Source organism: Ruegeria sp. CDSB022 (genome assembly GCF_059611145.1).
Genome location: NZ_JBXWOZ010000020.1, coordinates 1 through 25,573 on the forward strand (window position 1 = coordinate 1; position 25,573 = coordinate 25,573).

At 58.3% G+C, this 25,573-nt stretch carries 26 protein-coding genes; 5 read left to right on the forward strand and 21 right to left on the reverse strand.

Going from position 1 to position 25,573, the window contains the following annotated elements:
* Nucleotides 1–231 precede the first annotated feature (231 nt).
* The 14 genes from AC2FIZ_RS19040 to ruvC all read right to left on the reverse strand — a co-directional run bounded on the left by AC2FIZ_RS19040 (nucleotide 232) and on the right by ruvC (nucleotide 12,547).
* On the reverse strand, nucleotides 232–807 hold the full coding sequence (locus tag AC2FIZ_RS19040; protein ID WP_281973804.1) for an MOSC domain-containing protein: 576 nt from the start codon (nucleotides 805–807) through the stop codon (nucleotides 232–234).
* A gap of 101 nt (nucleotides 808–908) precedes the next feature.
* Entirely contained in the window at nucleotides 909–2,825 is a 1,917-nt protein-coding gene (gene ftsH / locus AC2FIZ_RS19045) for an ATP-dependent zinc metalloprotease FtsH (protein ID WP_142640196.1), read from the reverse strand.
* 76 nt (nucleotides 2,826–2,901) lie between these two features.
* Complete coding sequence (gene tilS / locus AC2FIZ_RS19050; protein ID WP_496791471.1) at nucleotides 2,902–4,161, reverse strand: tRNA lysidine(34) synthetase TilS; 1,260 nt, start codon at nucleotides 4,159–4,161, stop codon at nucleotides 2,902–2,904.
* Nucleotides 4,152–4,976: a tol-pal system protein YbgF gene (gene ybgF / locus AC2FIZ_RS19055; RefSeq protein WP_281973806.1), complete on the reverse strand. Its 825-nt coding sequence runs from the start codon at nucleotides 4,974–4,976 to the stop codon at nucleotides 4,152–4,154. Before ybgF ends, tilS begins: the two co-directional genes overlap by 10 nt.
* 4 nt (nucleotides 4,977–4,980) lie before the next feature.
* Nucleotides 4,981–5,490: a peptidoglycan-associated lipoprotein Pal gene (pal, locus tag AC2FIZ_RS19060; protein WP_281973807.1), complete on the reverse strand. Its 510-nt coding sequence runs from the start codon at nucleotides 5,488–5,490 to the stop codon at nucleotides 4,981–4,983.
* Nucleotides 5,491–5,578: 88 nt separating this feature from the next.
* Complete coding sequence (tolB, locus tag AC2FIZ_RS19065; RefSeq protein WP_281996068.1) at nucleotides 5,579–6,898, reverse strand: Tol-Pal system beta propeller repeat protein TolB; 1,320 nt, start codon at nucleotides 6,896–6,898, stop codon at nucleotides 5,579–5,581.
* A complete protein-coding gene (gene tolA / locus AC2FIZ_RS19070; RefSeq protein ID WP_496791473.1) occupies nucleotides 6,895–7,998 on the reverse strand; it encodes a cell envelope integrity protein TolA in 1,104 nt (367 codons plus the stop codon). Before tolA ends, tolB begins: the two co-directional genes overlap by 4 nt.
* 9 nt (nucleotides 7,999–8,007) lie before the next feature.
* Nucleotides 8,008–8,484: a protein TolR gene (tolR, locus tag AC2FIZ_RS19075; RefSeq protein WP_142640204.1), complete on the reverse strand. Its 477-nt coding sequence runs from the start codon at nucleotides 8,482–8,484 to the stop codon at nucleotides 8,008–8,010.
* A gap of 1 nt (nucleotide 8,485) precedes the next feature.
* Nucleotides 8,486–9,181, reverse strand: a complete 696-nt coding sequence (gene tolQ / locus AC2FIZ_RS19080; RefSeq protein ID WP_142640185.1) for a protein TolQ — start codon at nucleotides 9,179–9,181, stop codon at nucleotides 8,486–8,488.
* A 105-nt stretch (nucleotides 9,182–9,286) separates the two neighbouring features.
* The gene (gene ybgC / locus AC2FIZ_RS19085) at nucleotides 9,287–9,670 is read right to left on the reverse strand and encodes a tol-pal system-associated acyl-CoA thioesterase (protein WP_142640183.1); all 384 of its coding nucleotides are present in this window, start codon (nucleotides 9,668–9,670) and stop codon (nucleotides 9,287–9,289) included.
* Nucleotides 9,667–10,290: a hypothetical protein gene (locus AC2FIZ_RS19090; RefSeq protein ID WP_281973809.1), complete on the reverse strand. Its 624-nt coding sequence runs from the start codon at nucleotides 10,288–10,290 to the stop codon at nucleotides 9,667–9,669. Before AC2FIZ_RS19090 ends, ybgC begins: the two co-directional genes overlap by 4 nt.
* Before the next feature lie 61 nt (nucleotides 10,291–10,351).
* Nucleotides 10,352–11,371: a Holliday junction branch migration DNA helicase RuvB gene (gene ruvB / locus AC2FIZ_RS19095; protein ID WP_142640179.1), complete on the reverse strand. Its 1,020-nt coding sequence runs from the start codon at nucleotides 11,369–11,371 to the stop codon at nucleotides 10,352–10,354.
* Nucleotides 11,372–11,375: 4 nt separating this feature from the next.
* Nucleotides 11,376–12,053: a Holliday junction branch migration protein RuvA gene (gene ruvA, locus AC2FIZ_RS19100; RefSeq protein ID WP_142640177.1), complete on the reverse strand. Its 678-nt coding sequence runs from the start codon at nucleotides 12,051–12,053 to the stop codon at nucleotides 11,376–11,378.
* Entirely contained in the window at nucleotides 12,050–12,547 is a 498-nt protein-coding gene (gene ruvC, locus AC2FIZ_RS19105; protein WP_142640175.1) for a crossover junction endodeoxyribonuclease RuvC, read from the reverse strand. The genes ruvA and ruvC overlap by 4 nt, the downstream gene beginning before the upstream one ends.
* Before the next feature lie 333 nt (nucleotides 12,548–12,880).
* On the opposite strand from ruvC, the gene AC2FIZ_RS19110 reads away from it, so the two are divergent.
* Nucleotides 12,881–13,093, forward strand: a complete 213-nt coding sequence (locus tag AC2FIZ_RS19110; protein WP_142640173.1) for a DUF1127 domain-containing protein — start codon at nucleotides 12,881–12,883, stop codon at nucleotides 13,091–13,093.
* A 102-nt stretch (nucleotides 13,094–13,195) separates the two neighbouring features.
* Here the strand turns inward: AC2FIZ_RS19110 and AC2FIZ_RS19115 are convergent, their stop codons facing one another.
* The 4 genes from AC2FIZ_RS19115 to AC2FIZ_RS19130 all read right to left on the reverse strand — a co-directional run bounded on the left by AC2FIZ_RS19115 (nucleotide 13,196) and on the right by AC2FIZ_RS19130 (nucleotide 18,095).
* Nucleotides 13,196–13,540 carry a hypothetical protein gene (locus AC2FIZ_RS19115; RefSeq protein ID WP_142640171.1) on the reverse strand — a complete coding sequence of 115 codons (345 nt, stop codon included), beginning with the start codon at nucleotides 13,538–13,540 and terminating at the stop codon, nucleotides 13,196–13,198.
* Nucleotides 13,541–13,647: 107 nt separating this feature from the next.
* Entirely contained in the window at nucleotides 13,648–14,520 is an 873-nt protein-coding gene (locus tag AC2FIZ_RS19120) for a 50S ribosomal protein L11 methyltransferase (RefSeq protein ID WP_281973811.1), read from the reverse strand.
* Nucleotides 14,521–14,586: 66 nt separating this feature from the next.
* Complete coding sequence (locus AC2FIZ_RS19125) at nucleotides 14,587–15,819, reverse strand: MFS transporter (protein ID WP_271952281.1); 1,233 nt, start codon at nucleotides 15,817–15,819, stop codon at nucleotides 14,587–14,589.
* Nucleotides 15,820–15,899: 80 nt separating this feature from the next.
* Nucleotides 15,900–18,095, reverse strand: a complete 2,196-nt coding sequence (locus AC2FIZ_RS19130) for a primosomal protein N' (protein WP_496791474.1) — start codon at nucleotides 18,093–18,095, stop codon at nucleotides 15,900–15,902.
* A gap of 88 nt (nucleotides 18,096–18,183) precedes the next feature.
* On the opposite strand from AC2FIZ_RS19130, the gene fsa reads away from it, so the two are divergent.
* From fsa to AC2FIZ_RS19150, 4 genes are all read left to right on the forward strand, one after another.
* Complete coding sequence (gene fsa / locus AC2FIZ_RS19135) at nucleotides 18,184–18,837, forward strand: fructose-6-phosphate aldolase (RefSeq protein WP_142640163.1); 654 nt, start codon at nucleotides 18,184–18,186, stop codon at nucleotides 18,835–18,837.
* Nucleotides 18,838–19,034: 197 nt separating this feature from the next.
* The gene (locus AC2FIZ_RS19140; RefSeq protein WP_142640161.1) at nucleotides 19,035–19,742 is read left to right on the forward strand and encodes a DUF484 family protein; all 708 of its coding nucleotides are present in this window, start codon (nucleotides 19,035–19,037) and stop codon (nucleotides 19,740–19,742) included.
* Nucleotides 19,739–20,659 (forward strand): tyrosine recombinase XerC, encoded by a 921-nt coding sequence (locus tag AC2FIZ_RS19145; protein ID WP_281973813.1) that lies wholly within the window; start codon nucleotides 19,739–19,741, stop codon nucleotides 20,657–20,659. The genes AC2FIZ_RS19140 and AC2FIZ_RS19145 overlap by 4 nt, the downstream gene beginning before the upstream one ends.
* Before the next feature lie 67 nt (nucleotides 20,660–20,726).
* Nucleotides 20,727–21,422: a CDP-alcohol phosphatidyltransferase family protein gene (locus AC2FIZ_RS19150; RefSeq protein WP_496791475.1), complete on the forward strand. Its 696-nt coding sequence runs from the start codon at nucleotides 20,727–20,729 to the stop codon at nucleotides 21,420–21,422.
* 2 nt (nucleotides 21,423–21,424) lie between these two features.
* Here AC2FIZ_RS19150 and AC2FIZ_RS19155 read toward each other — a convergent pair whose 3' ends face one another.
* The 3 genes from AC2FIZ_RS19155 to ileS all read right to left on the reverse strand — a co-directional run bounded on the left by AC2FIZ_RS19155 (nucleotide 21,425) and on the right by ileS (nucleotide 25,469).
* Complete coding sequence (locus tag AC2FIZ_RS19155) at nucleotides 21,425–21,892, reverse strand: hypothetical protein (RefSeq protein WP_281973815.1); 468 nt, start codon at nucleotides 21,890–21,892, stop codon at nucleotides 21,425–21,427.
* Between the two features lie 76 nt (nucleotides 21,893–21,968).
* The gene (locus tag AC2FIZ_RS19160; protein WP_496791476.1) at nucleotides 21,969–22,424 is read right to left on the reverse strand and encodes a methylated-DNA--[protein]-cysteine S-methyltransferase; all 456 of its coding nucleotides are present in this window, start codon (nucleotides 22,422–22,424) and stop codon (nucleotides 21,969–21,971) included.
* Nucleotides 22,425–22,556: 132 nt separating this feature from the next.
* Nucleotides 22,557–25,469: an isoleucine--tRNA ligase gene (ileS, locus tag AC2FIZ_RS19165; RefSeq protein WP_496791478.1), complete on the reverse strand. Its 2,913-nt coding sequence runs from the start codon at nucleotides 25,467–25,469 to the stop codon at nucleotides 22,557–22,559.
* Nucleotides 25,470–25,573: the final 104 nt, after the last annotated feature.

Sequence of the window (25,573 nt, forward strand, 5' to 3'; positions counted from 1 at the left end):
CCAATCTCCTGAATCGGCTTCTTCTTCGCCTCACGCGCAATTTCGATGTCAGATTTATAGCTCATTGGGTTTCGGTCCCTGATTGAATTCCGTGCAAACCCGACGCAGAACGCCGGCGCTGCTCACTCCATACCGTTGTGTACCAAATTGGTGGCTATGGATTCCGACATAATTGCGCCTTGAAACGTCGTAGCGTCACATCGGCACCTTCCGATCGGAAATTGCGGTCCCTTATGGTGTCCAGGCTCTCTGATCGGGGACAAACAGTGTAAGCTCATCGCCCAGGTTCAGCTCTCCGGGTCTTTCGACCCAAGCCGTGACCCCCCGCCGTCCCTGCGCTGCAGGCTTGAAGGCCGCACCATACCCGGGCAAGTCAGCCTCGATCTCGCGCCCCGGCAGGATACAGGGCCGGTTTTCCATGTCGATCGTCAGCGTCACGCCATTTTCCACCTGCAAACGAGACGAGGGCGGAATATGGGTGAAATCCGGAATGCCGCGCAAGACAATGCTGACCCCCAGATGGGACGGGTCCAGCTTACCCAAGCCCATTTCCTGCGCGATGGCATCAAGTTCTTCTGCGGACAGGATCGATAACTGCCGCACATTGCGAATTTCGGTGCCTACCGGGTACAGGTTTTTGACTCGCACGCAAGAGGTACGATTCACGCCTTCGTGACGCGCGCCTTGATCACCCGAGAAACCCAAATCCAGACTGTCCACGGCATTGGCCCGGAGAGTTTCACCTGCTGGTACGTGGCCCAACCAAACAACTTCTCCCGTGAATTCGGTTTCGCGCAATACCGGCATATTTATCCCTTTTTCAGAACTGACATCTGATGCGGAATAGAGGGCAAACCTTCGCGATTGAAAAGAAAAAAGACCCGGGACAGGCCCGGGTCTTTGAAAGTTTAAGCCGTTGGTTCCGGCTCCATCCCGCCATCGGGCGGAGTTTTCTTAACCTTGGTTTTCGGAATGGCTGTCACGCTGGGGGCGCTGCCCTCATCAGGTTTATCGCCCTCGTCATCGCTTTCGCTGGGCGGCTCGCCATTCATGACGCGTTTGATCTCGTCACCGGTCAGGGTTTCATATTCCAGCAGCCCTTGGGCCAGACGTTCCCATTGCTCGTTCTGTTCTGAAAGGATCTGATGCGCACGCTCATATCCTTGCTGGATCAGGCGCTTGACCTCTTCCTCGATCAGTTCCTTGGTATGGGCCGAGACCGAGAACCCGGCAGTGTTGCCTGAATAGCCATCATGCGCTTCGGCATAGTCGATATTGCCGACCTTGTCCGACATGCCCCAGCGCATCACCATCGCGCGCGACAGTTGGCTGGCCTGCATGATATCGCCCGCCGGACCGTTCGAGACATGGTCCTCGCCATATTTGATCACCTCAGCCGCCTTACCGGCCATGGTCATGGCCAGCTTTTGCTCACACTCATCGCGGTGATAGTTCAGGCGGTCCATTTCTGGCAGTGACACCACCATGCCCAGCGCACCACCACGCGGAATGATCGTTGCCTTATAGACCGGATCACACAACGGCAGCGTCATACCAACAACGGCATGCCCTGATTCGTGATAGGCAGTCTTTTCCTTCTGGTCCTGGGTCAGCACCATCGAGCGGCGCTCGGCACCCATCATCACCTTGTCCTTGGCATTCTCGAAATCTTCCATGGTAACAAAGCGGCGACCGACGCGGGCGGCCATCAGCGCGGCCTCATTCACGAGGTTGGCCAGATCAGCACCCGAGAAGCCCGGAGTCCCGCGCGCGATGATGCGCAGATCGACATCAGGTCCGAGGGGCGTCTTGCGTGCGTGAACGCCCAGGATCTTCTCGCGGCCTTTGATGTCGGGGTTGCCGACAGTCACGTTGCGGTCGAAACGGCCTGGACGCAGCAGAGCAGGGTCCAAAACGTCCTTACGGTTGGTGGCCGCCAGAATAATCACGCCCTCATTGGCCTCGAACCCGTCCATCTCGACGAGCAACTGGTTAAGCGTTTGTTCACGTTCGTCATTACCCCCGCCATAACCGGCACCACGATGGCGGCCAACGGCGTCAATCTCGTCAATAAAGACGATACAGGGAGCGTTTTTCTTGGCCTGTTCGAACATGTCGCGGACACGGGATGCACCGACACCGACGAACATCTCAACAAAGTCCGAACCCGAAATGGTGAAGAAGGGCACACCCGCCTCACCCGCAATGGCGCGGGCCAGCAGCGTTTTACCGGTCCCCGGAGGGCCCACCAACAAAGCGCCTTTTGGAATCTTGCCACCCAGACGACTGAATTTCTGCGGATTGCGCAGGAATTCTACGATCTCTTCCAGTTCTTCCTTGGCCTCGTCGATGCCAGCGACATCATCAAAGGTTACACGGCCATGCTTTTCGGTCAGCATCTTGGCCTTGGATTTGCCAAAGCCCATCGCGCCACCTTTGCCGCCACCCTGCATCCGGTTCATGAAGTAGACCCAGACACCGATCAGCAGCAGGAAGGGAAGAAGAGTGACCAGGAAAGACTGAATGCCCGATTGCTGTTGTTTCACAGCCTGGACCGGGATGCTTTCATCGATCAGCAGTTTGGTCACCTCGGCATCGCCGGGCTTGATCGTGACATAGCTTGCGCCGCTTTGCGTGGTATAGCGAATTTGCTCGCCATCCAATGTCACGTTTTTGACTTCGCCGCCTTCAACAGCGGTCACGAAATCAGAATAGGTTCTTTCATTGCTCTGAAGCGTTCCACCTGGTCCGCTGAACAGATTGAACAGTGCAAGGATCAGCAAAAACAGAACGACCCAAAAGGCGATGTTACGAGCGTTGCCCAAGAAAAATCTCCCAAAAGATTTCGGCAGATGGGGATCTGCCGGGTTGCTCTTTAAAATAGAGATGATTCAAGCAGGTTCAATGCGATAAAACCGAAGAGTGAAACTCGGGCTCTTCTGGCGTCAGTTCTGCAAGCCAACCATTTGAGAATCCCACCATAGGTGCAGATACCAAGACCTCTCCACTCCAGACGGACGGAGACGCCAGAAGCGCGGCGCGCGGTTTTCCAAGTGCACGCCAATCTGGCACGGCCTTCAAACCAGCCGCACCTAACGGGTGAACCTGCGCGTCGGGAATCGCTGGGCCAGACAGGATCCACCGTCCATCCCAAATCTGACCGGGTGCGCCGGGTGCGCTCTCAACGGCATTTAGCTCTCTGCAAATCCACATTTTATCGGCTTTTGGGATCAAGAGGCATCCACCAATCGTTGCCGCCTCACCCTGATCAATCGCGAGCAGCGCCCGGTCTGTTGCAGCCTGACGCGGTGGATATCCGCGGCCCGCAATCCAGCGGACACAACCTGTAAGAAGACGACGTCGAATTTCCGCAGGCAGAGTGGAAAATTGCGCGCGATCGACACAGATATCGCCGCCATCGACACTCAGGACCTGACGGGCGGAATCCTGCGTAATCTGCTCTAATGCTTCACGGGCTTGAGCAAGGTTTTCAGCAACGCGGGACAGAGAATGCGCCGAAATCCCAATTTCGGACAAGCCGGTCAACGCGTCGCGCGCCTTGATACGATCAAACCGCCGGTCGTGATTCGATGGATCCTCGATCCAATCTGCCCCAATCTTGGCAAGATAATCGCGCAGTTGTTGCCGGGTGATCCCCAACATCGGCCGCAGCAGCATGATCCCTTGATAGTTCCGCATTGCGGGCATGCCGGACAATCCCGTCACACCAGCAGCGCGCGCCAATCGCATCAGCATGGTTTCGGCTTGATCATCGGCGGTGTGTCCCAGGGCAATCGCGCCGATCTGCTTGTCACGCGCCCAGTCTGACAGCAACTGGTACCGGGCCTGCCGCGCCCTATCCTGCAGGTTACCTGTCTGGTCCCACCCCTTCCAGTGCAACGTCTCATGTGGAAGGCCCAGACCCTGGGCAAGCTGCGCCACCCAATCTGCCTCCGCCACCGCTTCGGGGCGCAGATTGTGGTTCACCGTGGCGACAAACAGCTCAACCTGTTCCTCTTGGGCGATGTGCTTCAACAAACTCAGCAAAGCAACCGAGTCACCGCCACCGGACACCGCAACGCCTAGACGGCGCGGAAGATTTTCCGGCAATCGCGCCCGGAGTTCGGATTTCAGGAGTGTGCCTTGTGTGGTCAAGTACAACCCAGTGACGTCATTTCCTGCGTGGCGCTGGAGGCCAATGCCGAGGCCGGGAACCGGACGCTAACCTCGCTCAGTGTGATACACGCCTGTTCGGTCTGTCCCAGACGGCCCAGAGCAGCACCCAGTTCGAACAAAGCCTCAGGCGCATAGGCGCCTTCGGAATCACCCGTGAAGCTGGCCAGAAAAGCCCTTGCAGCTTCGCGGGTGTCGCCAATGCCTTCCAACGCCTGCCCGCGCTTTAGGTGTGCTTCGGGCGCAAGCGGGCTTCCGGGATATGATGTATCGAATACTGCGAACTGATCCGCAGCGGCCTGGAAGTTTCCATCGGCCAGCGCCTGAGCAGCAGCATTGAAATCCGCTTGCTCGCCTACTGCCAACTCACCCAGGTCGGAATCGGTTGGCGCTGTCGGAGCAGCAGGGGCTGCGGATGTGATGTCCGTTTCTCCGCCCAGAGTTGTTGTATCACCGAGCGTACTCAGGTCGCCGCCTTCCAGTTCGACCAACCGAAACTCAAGATCACCGATGCGGTTGGTGCCGTCGGTTACAATATTCTGTACACGCTGGTTCAACTGCTCGGTCTGGCGCGTCAGGCGCTGCAACTCGGCCTCTATGGCATCAACACGTTCAAGTATCGAACTGCCGGACAGGTTCGGGGCCGGAGAGCCGGTTGTTGAAAACTCGCGCTTGAGCCGCTGAATTTCCACATGCAGCACCGTCAGTTCCTGCCGGATATCCGCCAAGGTTTGCTGATCCTGTGCTTGTGCCAAACCGGCGGTCGCCAAAACTGCGGCCAGAACCCATCCTGCTAGTTTCATCGTCTTATCCCAAAGTTGATCCGGTCAGCACCGTCACTGCACGACGGTTTTTCGAATAGCAGTCCTCGGTGCTGCAAATCTCGATCGGACGCTCTTTGCCAAAGCTGACAGTTGTCAGCCGGTTGCCCGCTACTCCGCGGGAAATCAGGAACTCGCGGGCGGCATTTGCCCGGCGCGCACCCAGTGCGAGGTTATACTCACGCGTGCCCTGCTCATCCGCATGGCCTTCGATCGTTGCCACAAAGTCGGGGTTGGCCATCAGCCAGTCGGCCTGCCCCTGCAGCACTGACTGCGCCTGCGGAGTAAGCGTCGACTGATCGACCGAAAACAGAACCCGGTCACCAACAGTTTGCTGGAAATATGCAGGCGAGCGCGGATCACTTGGAGAGCCCGCGGCCAGCCCGCCGTTTGCGCCATTGCCAAAGCCGCCGCCCAGCGCAGACGGATCGTTATTGGTGCAGGCTGCCAACGCGCCAAACACACCTAGTGCTAGGATTTTGCCCAATACGTTCATCTCAGGTGCCTCGTTGTTTTTTCTCTTTATTGCCGTCTCTGTAGCACAGTGCAGGTTCCTTGTGAACTTTTCCTGCCAGCAGCCGTGATCAATTCTGCAGTGGGCCCCATGACGGATCGCTGCCCCCATCCGGGGTGCGGATCGGGCGCAGGTTGCGTCCCGAGATATCCACCGAATACAGCGTCGCCCGGCCACTTGCGCCCTGGGTTTCTCGGGTGAACATGATCACGCGACCATTAGGGGACCATGTCGGTCCTTCGTCCAGAAACGACGAGGTCAGCAAACGCTCTTCGCTGCCATCTGTTCGCATGACACCGATATGAAATCGGCCTTTATTCTGCTTGGTAAACGCAACCAGATCGCCACGGGGGGACCAGACCGGCGTTCCATAACGTCCCTGACCAAAGCTGATCCGCGTCGCCTCGCCCCCGTTTGCGGGCATGATGTAAAGCTGTGGCGTGCCCGAACGGTCGCTTTCAAACACGATCTGGGAACCGTCCGGCGAATAGCTGGGGGCGGTTTCAATCGCAGGCGTATTGGTCAGCCGCACGCTTTGCCCGGAAGCCAGATCCATTTTCCACAGGTCCGTATTGCCGCCCTGAATAAGCGAATAGACGATCGACCGTCCATCCGGCGAAAACCGGGGCGAAAAGCTCATCGTGCCGCCCTGGGTGTTCAACTCAGTCCGCCTGACCCGCTCGATATCCAGAACATAGATGCGCGGCTGACCGGATTCGTAGCTGGTATAGAGCAATTGATCACCGGCAGGTGAAAAGCGTGGTGCCAGAACAATGGCGGCGCTGTCGGTCAGGTACTGCACATTCGCACCATCATAATCCATGATCGCCAGCCGTTTCAGGCGCTGATCCTTGGGACCACTTTCAGAGACAAAGGCAACACGACTATCGAAATAGGCGCCCTCGCCCGTTACACGGCTATAGACTTGATCCGCCACTTTATGGGCCATGCGCCGCCACCCTTCAGTCGTCCCGGCAAACTGCAGACCGTTGCCCAGCTCCTGCCCAGAAAACACATCCCAGACCCTGAACCGCACCGTCAGGCGATTGCCCGACACATTCACAGCACCTGTCACCAAAGCCTCGGCATTGATGGCTTTCCAATCCGCGAACCGAACGGGATCTTCAAAGCTGGCCACTTGGCTGATGAAAGCATCAGACAGAATTTCGCGGAACAGCCCTGTTCCGGTTAGATCGGCGGCCACAACCCGCGAGATATCCTGGGCATATTGCGCAGCTGCTGTGCTGTCCGGCACAAAATTCGGAACCGAAAAGGGCAAGGGTTCGATAATCCCCTGATCCAATTCCAAGCGAAGCGGTCCACTTTGGGCGTGAACAGGTGCCGACACCAGTGTCAGGCCAAGCAACAGGCTGGTCAGAAGTCTCATCATTTGATCCGCATCCTCTCGGGATTGAATGTAATCTCAATATCCTGCCAATGCTCGTATTTATCGGTTGGCAGGTCATAACCTTTGGCTCCACAGCGCAAAATGGCACGTCGAGCGGCCTCATAGGCTTGTCTGGCTGCGCCCTCAGAACCGCCTGAGCTGTCGATCATGCGCAAGCTGCCACCAACCACCTTGCCATCAGGGGTCAACGAAAATCCGACAACAACAACTGTCTGCAGAGCATCCGTGGACAAGGACCCAACGTTCCAGCATTGGGAAACGGCCAATCGCATCGCGTCCTTTTCGCCGCTGGTCAAGGGCGGACCAGAGGGTTCACTCCCTTGTCCCAACGCCTCGGCCAGCGCATCGTTGATGGCTGTTTCCGTCTGCGCGGGCTCTGTGGGTTCGGGCTCGGGCGTCTCCGCCACTTCGGGCTCGACCGGTGGCGTCGGGCGGTTGGGACGGATCCGCGGGCGCGGCGATGTTCGGGGAGCGTTTTCTTTGGGCTCTTCCGCTTCGGTCACAATCTCGTCAGCCTTTTCCTCGGGGGCGGTCTGATCCTGCTGTTCCTGCTGGGTCTCGGCTCCCTCGTCCAAAGATACGGCCGGGGTTTCGATTTCATCAGGCGCGGCCTCGGGCGGAGGCGGCGCAACAGGCACCGGTGCGACATTCTCGGCGGGGCTGGGCTGTGCCTCAGGCCCGGAAGGCACCGTAAGATCGACAATCTCGGGGTCAGGCGTGTCCAACAGCGGAGGTTGTTCAATCACCACCGGTTCTGGCGGCGGCTCAACGGGTTCCGGCTCAGGATCCGGGTCCGGGTCGGGTTCAGCAGGTTCCGCCTCTTGCAACGAAGGCTGCTCCTCCACTACCGGTTCCGACGCTGGATCCTCTTCTGTTGGGGCCTCAGGCGGCTGTAGCGCTGTTGGCGTCGGCACTTCGGGCGCATCCCGCTGAGCGGTCATTGCCGCAAATTGCTCAGCCGAAATGACCGAGACATCCTGCACGGCCATAGGTAATGGTTCGGACCGGAAGGTGCCGCCGAAAAATGCCCAACCAATCAGACTGACATGGGCAATCGCCGAGATCTTGGTGCCGGTATCCACCGTGCGGCCTCACTCTCCACCGTCGTCCAGTGTCGGGCCGCCCGTATCGGTCACCAGCCCCACATTGGAGAACCCACCCGCATTAAGCGCGCCCATTACCTGCATCACCTGCGCATAAGGGATCGCACCATCCGCGCGCAAAAACACTCGGTCGCTACTGCGTTCTGCTGCGATGGCGCGTAGTTTGCCAATCAGCTCTTCGCGCAGAATATCCGTGGTTTGGATTTGCACCCTGCCATCCGCGGTCAGCGTGACGGTCAAAGGTTCCTCGTTATCGCCGGGCAGCGCACTGGCCGCCGTTTTGGGCAGATCAACAGGCACACCAACAGTCAGCAAGGGCGCGGCCACCATGAAGATGATCAGCAGCACCAGCATAACGTCCACAAAGGGTGTGACGTTGATCTCAGCCATCGGCTGCGCGCGACCGCGACGCCGACCCCGCCGGCGTCCATTCCCGCCCGAGGATTGCTGAACCGCAGCCCCCATCTCAGCTGTCCAGTTGGCGCGACAGAATGGTGGCGAACTCATCGGCAAAGGCTTCATAGCCTCCAACGATCCGGTCACTATCTGCGCTGAGTTTGTTATAGAAAATCACCGCCGGAATCGCGGCCAACAGGCCCAGGCCGGTGGCCAGCAACGCCTCGGCAATACCGGGGGCGACAACAGCCAGGTTGGTGTTCTGCTGCTCGGCAATCTCGATGAACGCATTCATGATACCCCAAACCGTTCCGAACAGACCAATGAAGGGTGCAGTTGAGCCGACAGTGGCCAGAATGGGCAGGCCCTTTTGCAGCGCCTCGGCCTCTTTCGCGATGGCCACATCCATCGACCGATCAATGCGTGCGGTGGCACCAGCTATCAGCCCGCCATCAGTGCGGTGCGAGCGGCGCCATTCGATCATGCCCGAGGCAAATATCTTCTCCGAACTGCCATCGGGTTGGGTACCGATCTGCTCGAACAGTTCATCCAAGGGGTTCCCGGACCAGAAAGCCTCATCAAAAACCTGAGCTTCACGCCTTGCAGCACGGTAATTGATCAGTTTCTGGATGATGATCCCCCAGGACCAGACTGATGCGCCAATCAGCATCAGCATTACCAGTTTAACGATAAAAGTCGCGCGGGCAAAAAGCCCCCACATGGAGAAATCGATCTCCTGCGCCAGCGCCAGCGTTTCAGCTTCCATGAACCTGCTCTTTGTTTTGCCTGACAGCCTTACGGCCTTGTTTTGTCAAACGCTAACGCAGATGGGGGCGAATTGCCAACAGAACCACCCGGGCCCTGCAAATTGTTACAACAATGCGCGAATCTCTGCCGGAAGGCGTACCGGCTTGCCCTGCGCATTCATACAGACGGCGGTAACGATGGCGCGAAAAATCTCCTCTTCGCCCCGTTTGACCACTTGCGCCATGATCAGACGGACACCGGACAGAGACTTGATTTCGGTCTCGATCTCCAGATCGTCGTCAAATTTGGCCGGGGCTAGGTATTCCGCCTCGATCCGGCGCACGACCCAAACGATACCTGCGTCACGCATGGCATTCTGGTCATTGCCCAGGCGCCGCACATAGTCCGACCGGGCGCGTTCGATGTATTTCAAATAGTTAGCGTGATAGACCACGCCGCCCATATCGGTGTCTTCGTAATAAACTTTAACGGAATAGACGTGCTTCATTGCGGTTGATCCAATCTGGCAAACAATCTCAGCGCATGAGAGGCATCCTGCGCCGCGCCCGGCAGGACAGGATCGTATGCCGCCCGGATCAACCCGGCAATGTCTGGTCGCAATATCGTCGCGTCACCCGCCACTGCCAAGGGCGACTGGTTGCGAAAAGCGGTATCGGACCAGAGCAGCACCGTTTGCACCACCTGGCTGAGCGCAAGCGTTTCAGCGGGGATTTGCGACAATTCATTGTCCATCCGCAAAAACACAAAGGCCGCACGAATGGCGCCTTCTTCTTCAAAACGGAATATCCGGTACTGGTTGGCATCGGCCGCGATCAACCGATCAACCAACGGTCCCAGATCAGGGACCAAACGGTCCAGATCGGGCACTTCTGTCAGTTCTTTCCAGTCGCGGAAGAAAAAGACCATGCAGTTGGCGCCAAGCTCGGGGTCGGTTTCTGCCATCTGATGCCCTGCCAGTGCTACCACTGCCTCGAACGCGCCTTTGACCGTGGCCAAACTTTCATCTTCGACCCCAAAGACGATCGGCACGATGGGGCGGCCCCAGCGCGCAAACAGGAACTCTCCGCTTTCGCGGGTGAACAAGGCTTGAATGTCTTCGGGTGTCACGCGCAATCCTCGGCAATCGGACATTGTTTGGCGGAACCCTTAAAAGCTCGCAGGCTCGGCTTCAACCAAACAGATCGTTTTGCCCCTTGGGTGCGGCCATGCCCAGATGCGTCCACGCCTTCTGCGCCAGCATCCGGCCACGCGGTGTGCGTTGGATCAGGCCTTGCTGCAAGAGGAAGGGTTCGATCACCTCCTCCAGCGAGTCCCGGCTTTCCGACAAAGCTGCCGACAAGGTTTCGATACCTACCGGCCCGCCCGCGTAATTCTCGGCGATCAGCTTCAGATACCGGCGGTCCGCGCCGTCCAGCCCCAGATGATCGACCCCCAGCCGCGTCAACGCCCCATCAGCCAAATCGCGGGTGATCCGTCCATCGCCTTCGACGATTGCGAAATCCACCACCCGCCGCAGCAGGCGCCCGGCGATCCGAGGCGTTCCGCGTGACCGGCGCGCGATCTCTCGGGCGCCGCTGTCATCAGCCGGTGCCCCAAGCTTGCGCGCGTTGCGGGTGACAATCTCGTGCAATTCATCAACGGTATAGAACTGCAGGCGTGTCGGGATGCCAAAGCGGTCGCGCAGCGGCGTGGTCAGCAGTCCCATCCGGGTGGTGGCCCCGACCAGAGTAAACGGCTGCAACTCGATCCTCACCGTGCGCGCGGCCGGGCCTTCACCAATCACCAGATCCAGCTCGAAATCCTCCATCGCCGGGTACAGGACCTCTTCGACCGCTGGATTCAATCGATGGATTTCGTCAATGAACAGCACATCGCGCGCTTCCAGATTGGTCAGGATCGCCGCCAGATCGCCCGCCTTTGCCAGAACCGGGCCAGATGTCATCCGAAAATTCACCCCCAACTCACGCGCGATAATCTGCGCCAGCGTGGTTTTGCCCAGACCCGGAGGGCCATGGAACAGCGTATGATCCATTGCCTCACCCCTTTGGCGAGCGGATTGGATAAAGATACGCAGATTGGCGCGCGCCTCGGCTTGACCGATGAATTCGTCCAGTCCCTGCGGGCGCAAGGCGCGGTCATTGTCTTCCGGCAACGGCTCGGGGCGCAGGGTGGGATCGGCATCTACCATACAATCACCCTTTCGGAGCCAGTAGTTTCAACGCAGCGCGGATCAGGTCCGCCTCACCCGCTTCGGGCAAGCTTGCCGCGGCTTCGGCCACGGCTGACGCGGCCTCGGACGGGCCATAGCCCAGATTGGAGAGTGCCGACAATGCCCCGGCAGATGCTGCTGCATTACCTGATGCGCTTATGGTGGGCCGCTTTGGTACAGGTGTCGGTTCAGTCAGTTCCACCACATCCAGCGCGGGGCCATCCATTGCCTCGGTCACCGTGCCGCCCATGGCCATAACGCCGGGCGCCTTGTCTTTGAGGTCCAGCACGATCCGCTGCGCGGTTTTTGGGCCCACGCCCTTGGCTGCCTTGACCGCCCCCCAATCGCCCAGAGCAATCGCCCGGCTAACACCATCGGGGCCCAAGGCGCTGAGGATTGCTAGCGAAACTTTGGCCCCGACCCCTTGCACCGAGCACAGCAGGCGATGCCACTCCTTCTCGACCAGCGAAAGGAACCCGTAAAGCTGCATCAAATCCTCGCGCACCACCATGTCGGTGTAGATCGAGATCGCCTCACCCACGCCCGGCAGCGCAGCCATCGTACGGTCCGAGCAATAGACCAGATAGCCGACCCCACGCACGTCGATCAGCACGTGATCCGGCGCGCGGTAATCCAACCGGCCTGTCAGCTTGCCAATCATGCCCGCACCTGTTTCATCCGCGACTGTGGCGTTGCCCCGTAAAAGGAATGACAGATCGCTATCGCCAGCGCATCCGCGGCATCCGCGCCCTTGGGCTGACAGCCCGGCAGTTGCAACTTGACCATATGAAGAACCTGTTCCTTTTCGGCATGGCCCACGCCCACAACCGTTTTCTTGACTCGATTGGGCGCATATTCTCCCACTGGCAATCCGGCCTGCGCCAGCGTCAACAACGCCACACCCCGCGCCTGACCCAGCTTAAGCGTACCGGCCCCGTCCTTGTTCACAAAGGTCTGTTCGATGGCGGCCTGATCGGGCTGATGCTCGGCAATCACTTCGACGATCTGATTGTGGAGCGATAGCAACCGCTCTCCCAGATCATCCCCGTCCGATTTACATAACCCATTGGCAACATGACTGAGACGGCTGCCATGTGATTCGATGACGCCCCATCCCAGGGTCCGTAGCCCCGGATCAATGCCCAGAATTCGCATATATAGCCTCGGCCTGCTCGGGTTTGTGTGTTCTTTTTTACCGACTAGCACGAAACAAGAACATTTTCCAAGCGAATTGACTGATGGTCAGATTGCGACACGGTCGTCCTGTCTCCGACAGAATGGGCTGATTACGACCGGAAAAGGTCGGGTTTCGACCAGTTTGATGAAGGCAAAATTGCCAATAAATTAAGGCGTTTCCATGTTTTTCGAGCATTGCAAAAAACGCATAGGACACATGCAATTTCTATGCTTGTGCAGTCAGAAAACCATCCCTAAATGCCCGTCAGATCGCAAGATCAGAGTTTAACACAAACCGGAAGGAAACAGGATATGGCTGCACTGGACACAACCCGCACCACCACTGGCTCATTTGGCCTCGTCGGCCGTATCGGCGCGACTTTCGCAATGGTCGTAAACGCCGTTGTCGAATGGAATGATGCCCGCGTTACACGCAACGCGCTGAGCGGTCTGTCGGACCGCGAGCTGGAAGATATCGGCCTGTGCCGTGGCGACATTGAAATCGTCGTTGAAGGCCGTCGTTAAGGCAAAGCAAACCTACCGTTGATTTTCCCCTTCTCCCTCGGGGCAAAGAAGAACGCCGCGTATCCCCGGATACGCGGCGTTTCTATTCAAAACGGAAGAAACTTAGCGGAGAACTTTGCTGAGTTGAGACGAGAGGGCCTGTGATACCGGGTCGATCTGCATGATCCATGCCCCCGCCTTCTCCACTTCGGTCCCTTGCGCAAGGCTATCGACACGATACTGGTAGGCCGACGACCCCAAGCTGGTCAGCAAAAGCGTTTTGAAGGCGAACAGCCCAGCCAAGCAGATCAGCAGAGCCTTTGCAGGCACCGCGGACTGAACCCGCTGTGGTTTCATAACAACCAGGCCATCTTTGCGCATAGTCGCACGATAACCACGGGTCATCTTCGAATGTTTCTTGTTCAGCCGATGAACGCGCTGATCAAATTCAATTTGTTTTCCAGTCATGGCAGCCTCCAAATCAACCGCCCCCCAATTCCACGTCATTGACGGTAAAAACAGATTGCGACAAAAAAGAGGCGAAACCCCACAAAACTCCTGCAAATGGCCCGATTTTAGCCCTGTTTGGTTAAGACTAGCGACGTCCATTCACCAATTTGGTCATTTCTAGAGGCATTGAAGCCATTTTGGAGATAAACGGAAACAACGTCCTCGGCTTGCTCGTTAAGGATTCCCGATAGAATCGCCTTACCCCCGACTCGCAGATTCGCTGAAATTTCGGGCGCCAGGGCCACCAATGGGCCCTTGAGGATGTTGGCGAATATCAGGTCATAGGGCGCAAGAGATTTCAGCTCCGGATGATCAAACCCCGCAGCCTCGACACATTGAACCTTCCCTGACATGCCGTTTGCCTTCAGGTTGGCTTCAGCAACTTCGACGGCGACCTCATCAATGTCGCTGGCGATAATGTCGCCATCCCAAACGCGGGCTGCAGCCATCGCAAGAACGGCGGTGCCGCAGCCGATATCTGCAACTTTTGTCGCGGTAAAACCCTGATCGAGCAGAAAATCCAGAGCCTTGAGACACCCAAGGGTGGTGCCGTGATGCCCGGTACCGAAAGCCATTGCAGCCTCAATCAACAAAGGGATACGGCCTTCGGGCAGCTTGTCGGCATCGTGACAGCCATAGACGAAAAAGCGGCCAGCCTCGACAGGCGCCAATTCACGGCGGACATGGGCGACCCAGTCGGTTTCGGGCAGTTCCGAGATTACAAAGGGTTTGGATCCGAACGCAGCCGACAGAACCGCCAGTGCCGTTTCATCCGGCGCTTCGGTGAAGTAACCGCCAATCTCCCACAGGCCCGAGCCATCTTCGACTTCGAATACGCCCACGCCCGTGGGTTCGGGATCAAGACGCTCCATGGCTTCGCCCAGACCATCGGCGGACTTTTTGCCGGTCAGGGTGGTAAGCGCGGTGAATGTGGGCATGGGAGCCTCCTGTGTCAGCTGACACAGCGCCTAGGGTGCGAGCCCGCGAAGGTCAAGCATTGGCAGCTATTCCGCCGGAGCGGGCGCGTATTTCGACAGTATCGTCTCATTCCCAAGCTCTGGGTGGCGCGGGATCAGCAGCGACAGCGATAACGAAATCAACGCCATCGCTGCAGCCACCGCAAAGACCGCTCCGGGCGAGTACACCCAGAGCAGGCCCAGAAGCGCTGGTAGGAATACCGCGGCGATATGGTTGATCGTAAAGGCAACCGCTGCAGTTGGCGCAATATCTGCCGGATCGGCAATTTTCTGGAAATAGGTTTTAAGCGCCAGAGCCAGCGCGAAAAGCACATGGTCAATCACATAGAGAGTAGCCGCCAGAACAACGCCCCAACCGAACCAATAAATGCCGCCATAGGCTGCAAATACAACTGCCAGGCCTGCATATTCGAAAATCAAAGTGCGACGTTCACCGAATACGGACACAGCTTTGCCTAGCATCGGCGCAACCGAAATGTTGATAACCAGGTTGATCAAGAAAAGACCGGTGAGTTCGTGGACCTCAAACCCGAATTTCTCGACCATCATGAAACCGGCGAAAACGACAAAGATCTGACGACGCGCGCCCGCCATGAACTGAAGCGCATAGTACAGCCAGTATCGGCGGCGCAGCACAATTTTTTTGGTTTGCGGAGTCGGCGCGTCGAACTGCGGATAGGCGACCAGACAGAACAACGCCAGCAAAGCCGTCAGCCCACCCGCAGCCATGAATACAGTGTTATAGGACAGATCGAACCGATCCCACGTCAGGACAATCAGCCCATAGATAACCAATGTCGAAGCTGATCCCATGGCGACCATCCAGCCCAGAAATTGCGGCGCTCGGTCCTTGGGCAACCACTGCAGCTGAAGGGATTGGTTCACGGTTTCATAATAGTGGAACCCGATCGAGCTCAGCAGTGTGACGAACAACAAGCCACCAAGGCTTGGGAACCACGCTGTCACCGCAGTCGCAACACCCAGCATGATCAGCGAGATCATCGCCAGCACCTGCTCCCGAACAAACAAGATCACGGCAATTACGCCTACAGCCAGAAAGCCTGGGATCTCGCGCACGGTATGCAGCAGGCCGATGTCGGCACCGTCGAAATTCGCCACTTCAATAACGAAATTGTTCAACAACGCGCTCCATGCGTTGAAAGCAATGGGCATGGTCAGTGCCATCACGAATAAAAGCGTGATGGGACGGCGCCAGAACGGAAGGCTTTGCGCCTCGGAAAGTGGCATGGGTTTCAGCATGAGAGTCCCTCTACGCCCATTTTCTGGTTTTGGCGAGTGGGAAGAAGGGCATGCACATTGGCTCTGCATGAATGCAGAGGTCAGTAGAAATTTTGCGGGTCAATATCAACGGTCAGCCTGATGTCACCCTTCAGCCGCAGCGGTGCTATCCAACGGGCGATGGCATCCTGAATTGGCGCCCCTTTGGGGGCTTTGACCAGCAGCCGCACCCTGTGTCGCCCGCGGATACGCGCAATGGGCGCAGGCGCTGGACCAAAGACCTGCGCACCGATCTGCCGCAACGGGGCGTCGTTGCGGGCCATGGCGTTGCCGATGTCAAAAACGGGACCGACCTCGGGGCCAGACAGAACGATTCCGGCCATGCGTCCATAGGGGGGAACTCCGGCTGCCAACCGCCCGGCCGCTTCGGCTTTCCAGAACCCCTCTTCATCGCCCGACAGGATGGCGCGAATGACGGGATGTTCCGGCTGGAACGTCTGCAACAGCGCCTGTCCGGGCTTATCCGCCCGCCCAGCGCGGCCAGCCACCTGCCGCATCAGCTGGAATGTGCGTTCGGCCGCGCGCAAGTCCGCCCCATGCAGGCTGAGATCCGCGTCAATGACACCCACCAATGTCAGTTTCGGAAAATTGTGCCCCTTGGCCACCAGCTGCGTACCAATGACGATATCGGCGTCACCGGCAGCAATCTCTTCGATCTTTGCTTTCAATGCGCGCGCCGATCCAAACAGATCGGATGACAGCATGGCAATAATTGCCTCGGGAAATGTTGCCTCAGCCTCTTCAGCCAGCCGTTCGATCCCTGGCCCGACCGGGGCCAGCTTGCCCTCGACCTGACAGGAGGGGCAGACCTCGGGCATGGGTTTGGTCTCACCGCATTGATGGCACATCAGACGCTTGAGAAACCGGTGTTCAACCATGCGTGCATCGCAGTGATCACAGGCAATCTGCTCGCCACAAGCCCGGCACAGGGTGACCGGCGCATATCCCCGGCGGTTAATAAACAGAAGGGATTGTTCACCCCGCTCGATCCGCTGATGGACGGCCTGCCGCAGCGATGGAGAAATCCACGTCCCCGGCTGCATCTTCTCGGCCCGCATGTCGATGGGCTTCATCTCGGGCAACACCGCATCGCCAAAGCGCGAAGTCAAATCGAGCCGCTCATACTTGCCTGCCTCGGCATTGGCCCAGCTTTCCAGTGACGGCGTCGCACTTGCCAGAATAACGCGCGCGCCGCATATGGCGGACCGCAGCACAGCCATGTCACGGGCGCTGTAATGCACGCCGTCTTCCTGTTTGTACGAGGTGTCATGTTCTTCATCGACCACGACCAACCCAAGATTGCGAAACGGCAGAAACAGGGCCGAGCGCGCGCCGACAACCAGCTGTGCATCGCCCTGCCCCACCATGCGCCAGACTCGGCGGCGTTCGGTCATCGTCGCGCCCGAATGCCACTCTGCCGGGCGCGCGCCGAATCGTGCCTCAACGCGCGTCAGGAATTCGGCGGTCAGGGCAATCTCGGGCAGCAGAACCAGCGCCTGCCGCCCCTGGCGCAACGCTTCGGCGACGGCCTCAAGATAAACCTCGGTCTTGCCCGACCCGGTGACGCCTTTCAGCAAGGTCGTGCCATAATCACCCGTTCGCAGGCCAGATTGCAGGGTTTCCACTGCAGAGGCCTGATCATCGGTCAACGCCTTGCCCGGCAGATCCGGATCCAGACGTGGATAGGGCAGATCGCGCGGGCTGTCTTCTTCGCGAACCGCACCGAGTTTGACCAACCCCTTCACGACTGAAGAGGTCACACCCGCCTGTTCGGCCAGTTCCTTCAGCGTAAAGGCCAACCCGCCGTAGTCGCGCAGCACCTCCAACACACGGGTCCGCGCGTCGGTCACCCTGTCAGGGTCCCTGTCGCCAAGCCGATAGACCTTGCGCATCGAAGGCGGATCGCCCAATCCGGGCGCGCGCGTGGCCAATCGCAACATCGCAGGCATCGGGGTCAGCGTGTAATCGGCGACGCGCCCCAGAAACAGGCGCATCTCTTCGCGCATCGGCGCGACTTCAAGCACCCGGATCACCGAGCGGGCCTTGGCAAGGTCAAAGCCACCCTGCCCCGGCCCCCAGACCACGCCCAAGACCTTGCGCGGGCCCAGCGGCACCTCGACAAAAGCGCCCAGAAAGCACCCGCCCTCGGGCGCCTTATAGTCAAGCGTCCGGTCCAGCGGTTGGGCGGTCAGCACCGCCACCAGCTCACCTTGGTCGAAAAACTCCTGAGTGCTCAATGCATATCCTTGGCAAGGGGTTCCAGCATGGGTCTCTTTGAGGTAAAGCCATCCGCGACCAAGGCCAACCCATCAAAGGACTGCCCGCATGAAATTCTTCGTAGACACAGCCGAGATCGACGCAATCGCCGAACTGAACGATCTGGGCATGGTGGACGGTGTCACCACCAACCCTTCGCTGATCCTGAAGTCAGGCCGCGATATTCTGGAAGTGACCAAGGAAATCTGCGATCTGGTCGACGGACCGGTCTCGGCCGAGGTCGTGGCAACCGAAGCCGACGACATGATCGCCGAAGGTCGCAAGCTGGCCAAGATCGCCCCGAATATCGCTGTCAAAGTCCCGCTGACATGGGCGGGCCTGAAAACCTGCAAAACGCTTAGTGACGAAGGCCAGATGGTCAATGTGACCCTCTGTTTCTCGACCAATCAGGCGATTCTGGCCGCCAAAGCCGGCGCAACTTTCATCTCGCCCTTCATCGGACGTCTGGATGACATCAACCTAGATGGCATGGACCTGATCGCTGATATCCGTCAGGTCTATGACAATTACGGATATGAGACCGAAATCCTCGCAGCCTCGATCCGCACCGTGAACCACGTGACCGACAGCGCCCGCATCGGTGCTGACGTGATCACCGCACCACCCGCCGTGATCAAAAAGCTGGCCGATCATCCGCTGACCGATAAAGGCCTTGAAACCTTCCTGTCCGATTGGGCCAAAACGGGTCAGAAAATCCTCTGATTCTGCGCGAACCCGCGCGGCGCCCCTGGCGCCGCGCTCGGCCCAGCTGCTTTGAATCTGATCTCGGATCAGATCTCTGCAGACCGGAGTTTTCCCGACCACATTCCCCGCGAAATTCAAATTGACGCTCATTTTTCCCGAGGCAGATCCGGCAAGCCGTGCTATAAGGCCGAAAAATAAAAAAGACCGGACAGGACATGAGCAGCAACACCATACTCAAGGACACCTTGCGCGAGGCGATTCTGGCCGAACCAGATGCCATTCTGGATGACAAGGACCTGATGCAGGCCCTCGTCACCGCAAATGAGCAGGCGCGCGGGAATAACGTCATCGACCTGCGCGGCATAGCCATGCAACGGCTCGAGGCCCGGCTGGACCGGCTGGAGGATACGCACCGCTCGGTCATTGCGGCAGCCTATGAAAATCTGGCAGGCACAAATCAGGTTCATCGGGCCATTCTTCGGCTACTTGAACCGGTCGGATTTGAGGAATTCCTGCAAATACTTGGTGCAGATGTGGCTGACATACTGCGTGTCGAACGCATTACGCTGGTTCTTGAAACGACGGCAGTCCAGAAAGACCCGGCAATCTCAAGACTGGCAGGCGTGCTGGCCATCGTCGAACCCGGTTTCGTCGACAACTATCTGACCTTTGACCACAGCGGCCCAGCACGCGAGGTCGTCTTGCGTGAAATCATCCATCCCGCGCACAGGATATTCGGCAGTGATGCGGATCACCTGCGCTCCGAAGCTTGTCTGAGGCTGGATTTGGGCGAAGGCCGCCTGCCTGGCATGATCATCATGAGCGCAAAAGACCCCAGGCACTTTACGCCAAAGCTGGGCACGGATCTTCTGACTTTCTTTGCTGGTGTCTTCGAACGGTCGATGCGCCATTGGCTGTCGTGAGCCTTATTTCTCCGGCTTGTCGTGACGCACTGCAAAACTGGCTTGATGGCCTGGGGGCCTTGTCAGGCCGGTCCGAAAACACGCTGACCGCCTATCGGGGGGATGTGTCCGAATTTCTGTCCTTCATGACACTGCACCATAGCGAAAGCCAGGGGATGGCGGCGATTGCACGGATTACGATCTCGGACATGCGGGCATGGATGGCCGATCAGCGCGCATCCGGCGTTGGCTCGCGCTCGCTTGCGCGCAAACTCTCCGCCGTAAAAACCTTCTACCGTTGGCTTTCGGAGCGTGAAGGGTTTGAGCCGACCGCAGTTCTGTCGACCCGCGCCCCCAAATTTACCCAAAAACTCCCTCGACCCATGGCCGAGGATGCCGCACGTGCGATGATTGAAACGGTCGAGATGCAATCAGCCAGCGACTGGGTTTCTGCCCGCGACGTTGCGGTCGTTACTCTTTTATATGGCTGCGGCTTGCGTATTTCCGAGGCTCTCTCACTGACCGGAGCGGATACCCCTTTGCCCAACTCGCTGCGGATCACCGGCAAGGGCAACAAAGAAAGGATCGTTCCGGTCCTGCCAGTCGCGCAAACAGCTGTAGATCAATATGTAAAGCTGTGCCCCCACCCCCAATCCAGGGAGAAGGCACTGTTTCGCGGGGTTCGCGGAGGCCCCCTGAACCCCCGAGCCATTCAGGGGGTGATGGCCAAAGCGCGCCAGCAGCTTGGGCTGCCCTCCACTGTAACACCCCATGCCATGCGCCACAGTTTCGCGACTCACCTGCTGTCTGCGGGCGGTGATCTACGCACCATTCAGGAATTGCTGGGCCACGCATCGCTGTCCACCACCCAAGCATATACTGCGGTCGACACGGCGCGCCTGATGGAAGTTTACAACCGCACCCACCCAAAAGCCTAAGCAAACACTATCCAAATTGACCGGGCTTTTGGTTTGCATCTGGCCCGCGCATCATTCAAGAGACACCATGACACACAGATTCAAAGCTCTTTCCGTACATCTATTCACCGCGACCGGCGCCGTATTTGCAATGCTCGCCATGCTGGCCGCCGTCGAAGAGAAGTGGAGCCTGATGTATCTGTGGCTGGTCGTCTCGTTTGTTGTGGACGGTATCGACGGCCCCTTGGCGCGGCACTATCACGTCAAAAAGAACGCCCCGGAATTTGACGGCGTGCTTCTGGATCTGATCATTGATTACCTGACCTATGTGTTCATCCCGGCCTTTGCCCTGTTCAAATCGGGCTTGATGGACGGCTGGACCGGCTGGTTCGCCATCATTGTCATCACCTTTGCCAGCGCCATGTATTTCGCCGACACGCGGATGAAAACGAAGGACAATTCCTTTTCCGGCTTTCCGGGCTGCTGGAATATGTTCGTCATCGTGATCTTCGCGCTCGAGCCCAATTTCTGGGCTATCCTGCTGCTGGTGATGCTGCTTTCGCTGGCAATGTTCCTGCCATTGAAGTTCATCCACCCGGTGCGCACGGAACGTTGGCGCAATGTGTCATTGCCGATGGCCTTTGCCTGGACCTTCTTCGCCGGATGGGCGGCCTGGGTCGATTTCCATCCCGAAAGCTGGGCCCATTGGGGTCTGGTGATCACCAGCTTGTATCTGGTGTTCGCGGGAATTGCCCAGCAGGTGATCCCGCCGCGCAAAGCTTAAGGTCACAGGACCTCCTGCACCTCGAACTCGGTTCCGTTATGGGCGAACACATCACCCTGTTGCAGGCCTGCCATCGCCAGGTAAATCGGGCTTTGGGTTGAGATGCCCATATAGGTTTTGCCGTCCACTTCGAACCGCGTGGTCGAGACGCAGACCACAAAGCGCCGGTTGTTGAACTTGACCACCGCACCCGGTTGCACCCTGTCGGTCAGACCAAAATCCGTATTCTCGATCACATCGATCTTGGCATGATGCGCATGAACCGGCGCATCGAAGGCTGCTGCCAGATCGGCATTCTCGCGCGAGGCTGCGATATCGTCCTTGTCATGCCCTTCCCGGTCATCAAGCTGCGAATCTTTCAGGAAAGCGTCGTAATGCGCCTGCGCGGTCGCAAGCTCTTGCTCCTCAAGCGACATAAGGCGGTCGATGATGGCCTTTTTACGAGCTGCCAGGTCTGGTTGATCGGTCATACCATGCGATCCTTTGAAATCTCTATTTGAAACAAATTGGGCATCAACCAGCGGGATTGCAACAGAATTCCGCTTTCTAGATCAGCAGACCGGCGGCGCGTTCATGGCGCAGCAGGGCGACCTTGGTCTCAATCCCACCATCACCTGAAAACCCGCCCAGCCCGTTTGCAGCCAGCACCCGATGGCATGGAATTATCACCGGAATAGGATTGGCGCCACAGGCCTGCCCCACCGGTTGCGGGGGCTGACCGAGTTCCTTCGCGAGATCACCATAAGTTCTGATTTCGCCCAGCGGAATGGCAAACATCAGGTCGCAAACCTGACGCAGGAATTCCGACCCCTCGATACGGTAAGGCAGATCGAACCTGTCCAACCGCCCCTGATCATAGGCGCGCAGCTGCGCGGCGGCCTCCTGCAACAGGGGCGTGACTTCGCCCTGATTGCCGCCATTCCAGATCAGGCGCGTCACCGCGCCATCTGTTTCTTCAACACCCAAAGTCCCGAAACGGGTCTCAACCGCAATCATTCCCATGCGAACAGGCTGACAGAAACCGCGCGCATCACAACCCGAATTCTGCGAATCCGGATCTTCATCTGGCCAAAAATACCTCGGAGCGCGAGGCAGAGCCTCGCAAAAGACTCCGCCTCAGCCGCAGAACACTGATTAGCTCAGCGCGTCGTTACAGCGCCCGCACACGCCGTCATGTGCATGGCGCCCCACATCAGGCAGGATTTTCCAGCAGCGCTGACATTTCTCGCCCTCAGCCTTTTCGAACACCACGGCCACGCCCTCGATTTCCGGCAGGCGGAACGCCTCGGCCGGGGCCGGATCTCCGGTGACGGTCAAACCGGACGTGATGCACATGTCATCGACGTCAAACGTTGCCAGAAGATCGCGGGTTTCACCATCTTCGACATGCACGATCGGTGCGGCCTCAAGGCTGGAACCGATGACCTTATCCTGTCTCTGAACTTCGAGCGCGGCAGTCACAGCGCGGCGGACCCGGCGGATCTTGGCCATGCCAGCCTCAAGCTCGGTATTGCGCCAGTCGGCGGGCGTATCCGGGAAGTCCACCAGATGGACCGAGCTGTCGTCACCCGGGAAACGCTCCAGCCAGACCTCTTCCATAGTGAAGACCAGAACTGGGGCCAGCCATGTGGTCAGACGGTGGAACAGTATATCCAGCACGGTGCGCGCGGCACGACGGCGCAGATTGTCGCCGTCGCAATACAGCGCATCCTTGCGGACGTCGAAATAGAAGGACGACAGATCAACGGTTGCAAAGGTGAACACCGCACTGAACACGCCCTGGAAGTCGAAAGACGCATATCCTTTTCGCACCTGTTCATCCAAATCGGCCAGACGGCTGAGCACCCAGCGTTCCAGGCGCGGCATATCCGCAGGGTCCACCCGGTCGGCCTCAGAAAAATCAGCCAGCGAGCCCAGCATGAACCGCATGGTGTTGCGCAACCGACGATAGCTGTCGGCGGTGCCCTTCAGGATTTCAGGTCCGATCCGCTGGTCAGCGGTGTAATCGGTCTGAGCCACCCACAGGCGCAGGATATCGGCACCGTATTGCTTGATGACCTCTTCGGGCACGATCGTGTTTCCCAGCGATTTGGACATCTTGTTGCCCTTGGCATCGAGCGTAAAGCCATGGGTCACCACGTTGCGATAGGGCGCGCGGCCCTTGGTGCCGCAGGCCTGCAGCATGGACGAATGGAACCACCCACGATGCTGGTCGGTGCCTTCCATATATACATCGGCGATGCCGTCCTCGGTGCCGTCCTCACGGTCGCGCAGCACAAAGGCATGGGTCGAGCCCGAATCGAACCAAACATCCAGAACGTCGAACACCTGATCCCAGTCATCCGGGTTATAGTCATTACCCAGGAAGCGCTCTTTCGCGCCGTCAAGATACCAGCAATCGGCCCCGTCCTGTTCAAACGCTTCTTTGACGCGCGCATTCACGCCAGGGTCGCGCAGCAGAAAATCGGGATCGGTCGGCAAAGCGCCCTTCTTGGTAAAGCAGGTCAACGGTACGCCCCAGGCACGCTGGCGCGACAGAACCCAGTCTGGCCGGGCCTCGATCATCGAATACAGACGATTGCGGCCGGTCTGCGGGGTCCATTTCACCAGCTCGTCGATCGAACGCAGGGCGCGTTCGCGGATGCTATCGCCCATTTCGCCCATGCCGTCGTCCAGTTTGCGATCGACCGAGGCAAACCATTGCGGCGTGTTGCGATAAATGATCGGAGCCTTCGAGCGCCAGGAATGCGGATAGCTGTGCTTGATCTTTCCGCGCGCCAGCAACCCGCCAACCTCAACCAGCTTATCGATCACGGACTTGTTGGCATCACCCTCACCGCCCTTGCGGGACAGGATGTATTTGCCGCCAAAGAACGGCAGATCAGCGCGGAACGAACCATCGTCCATCACGTTATAGGTGATGACCTGCTCCAGCATGCCAAGATCACGGTAGAGCTCAAATTCCTCCATCCCGTGCGACGGCGCGCAGTGAACAAACCCCGTTCCTTCTGTGTCGGTCACGAACTCAGCCGCGCGGAAGTCGCGGATGTCATCCCATTCGCCATTACCGCCCTCGGCCCCGGCCAGCGGGTGGGCCAGTTGGACAGATGACAGCTCATCTGCTGTGACATCACGGACGCGGGTCCACTGGTCGTCATTCAGCCGGGCGCGGCCCAGCACGTCAGCGGCCAGATTGTCCGCCAGCAGGAACTTGTCGCCAACAGCAGCCCAGCATTCCTCTGGCGCATCAGTGACTTCGTACAGCCCGTAGGAGATGTCCTTGCCATAGACCACAGCCTTGTTCGAGGGCATGGTCCAAGGTGTCGTCGTCCAGATCACAACAAACGCGTCATCCAGATTGCCCGCATTTACAACCTTGAACTTCACCCAGATGGTGAAGCTTTCCTTGTCGTGATACTCGACCTCGGCTTCGGCCAGTGCGGTTTTTTCAACCGGCGACCACATGACTGGCTTGGACCCCTGATAGAGCGTTCCGTTCATCAGGAACTTCATGAATTCATCCGCGATCACAGCCTCGGCGTGATAGTCCATGGTGATGTAGGGATCGGCCCAGTTGCCGGTGATGCCCAGACGCTTGAACTCTTCACGCTGGATGTCGATCCAGCCCTCGGCGAACTTGCGGCATTCCTGACGGAAGTCGACAACGTTCACCTCGTCCTTGTTCTTGCCCTTCTTGCGATACTGTTCCTCGATCTTCCATTCGATCGGCAGACCGTGACAATCCCATCCTGGCACATAGCGCGCGTCGTGGCCCATCATCTGATGGCTGCGCACGATCATGTCTTTGATCGTCTTGTTCAGCGCGTGACCAATATGAAGGTGACCGTTCGCATACGGAGGGCCATCGTGCAGGGTAAAGGGCGTGCGGCCCTGTTTTTCACGCAGGCGGTCATAGACACCGATCTCTTCCCAGCGTTCCAGCCATGCGGGTTCGCGCTTGGGCAGGCCTGCGCGCATGGGGAAATCGGTTTTCGGCAGGTTCAGCGTGTCTTTGTAATCAGGTGTTTGGGTCGTGTCGGCGCACATTGGGGGCGTCCTTTGGATGATCTGGTCGTATTGGGATCGAAGAGGTCGGTGCGAGTTCTCAAACACCTTTGCCCGGCGTCTCAGTGGTTAGAGCGCCGGGGAAA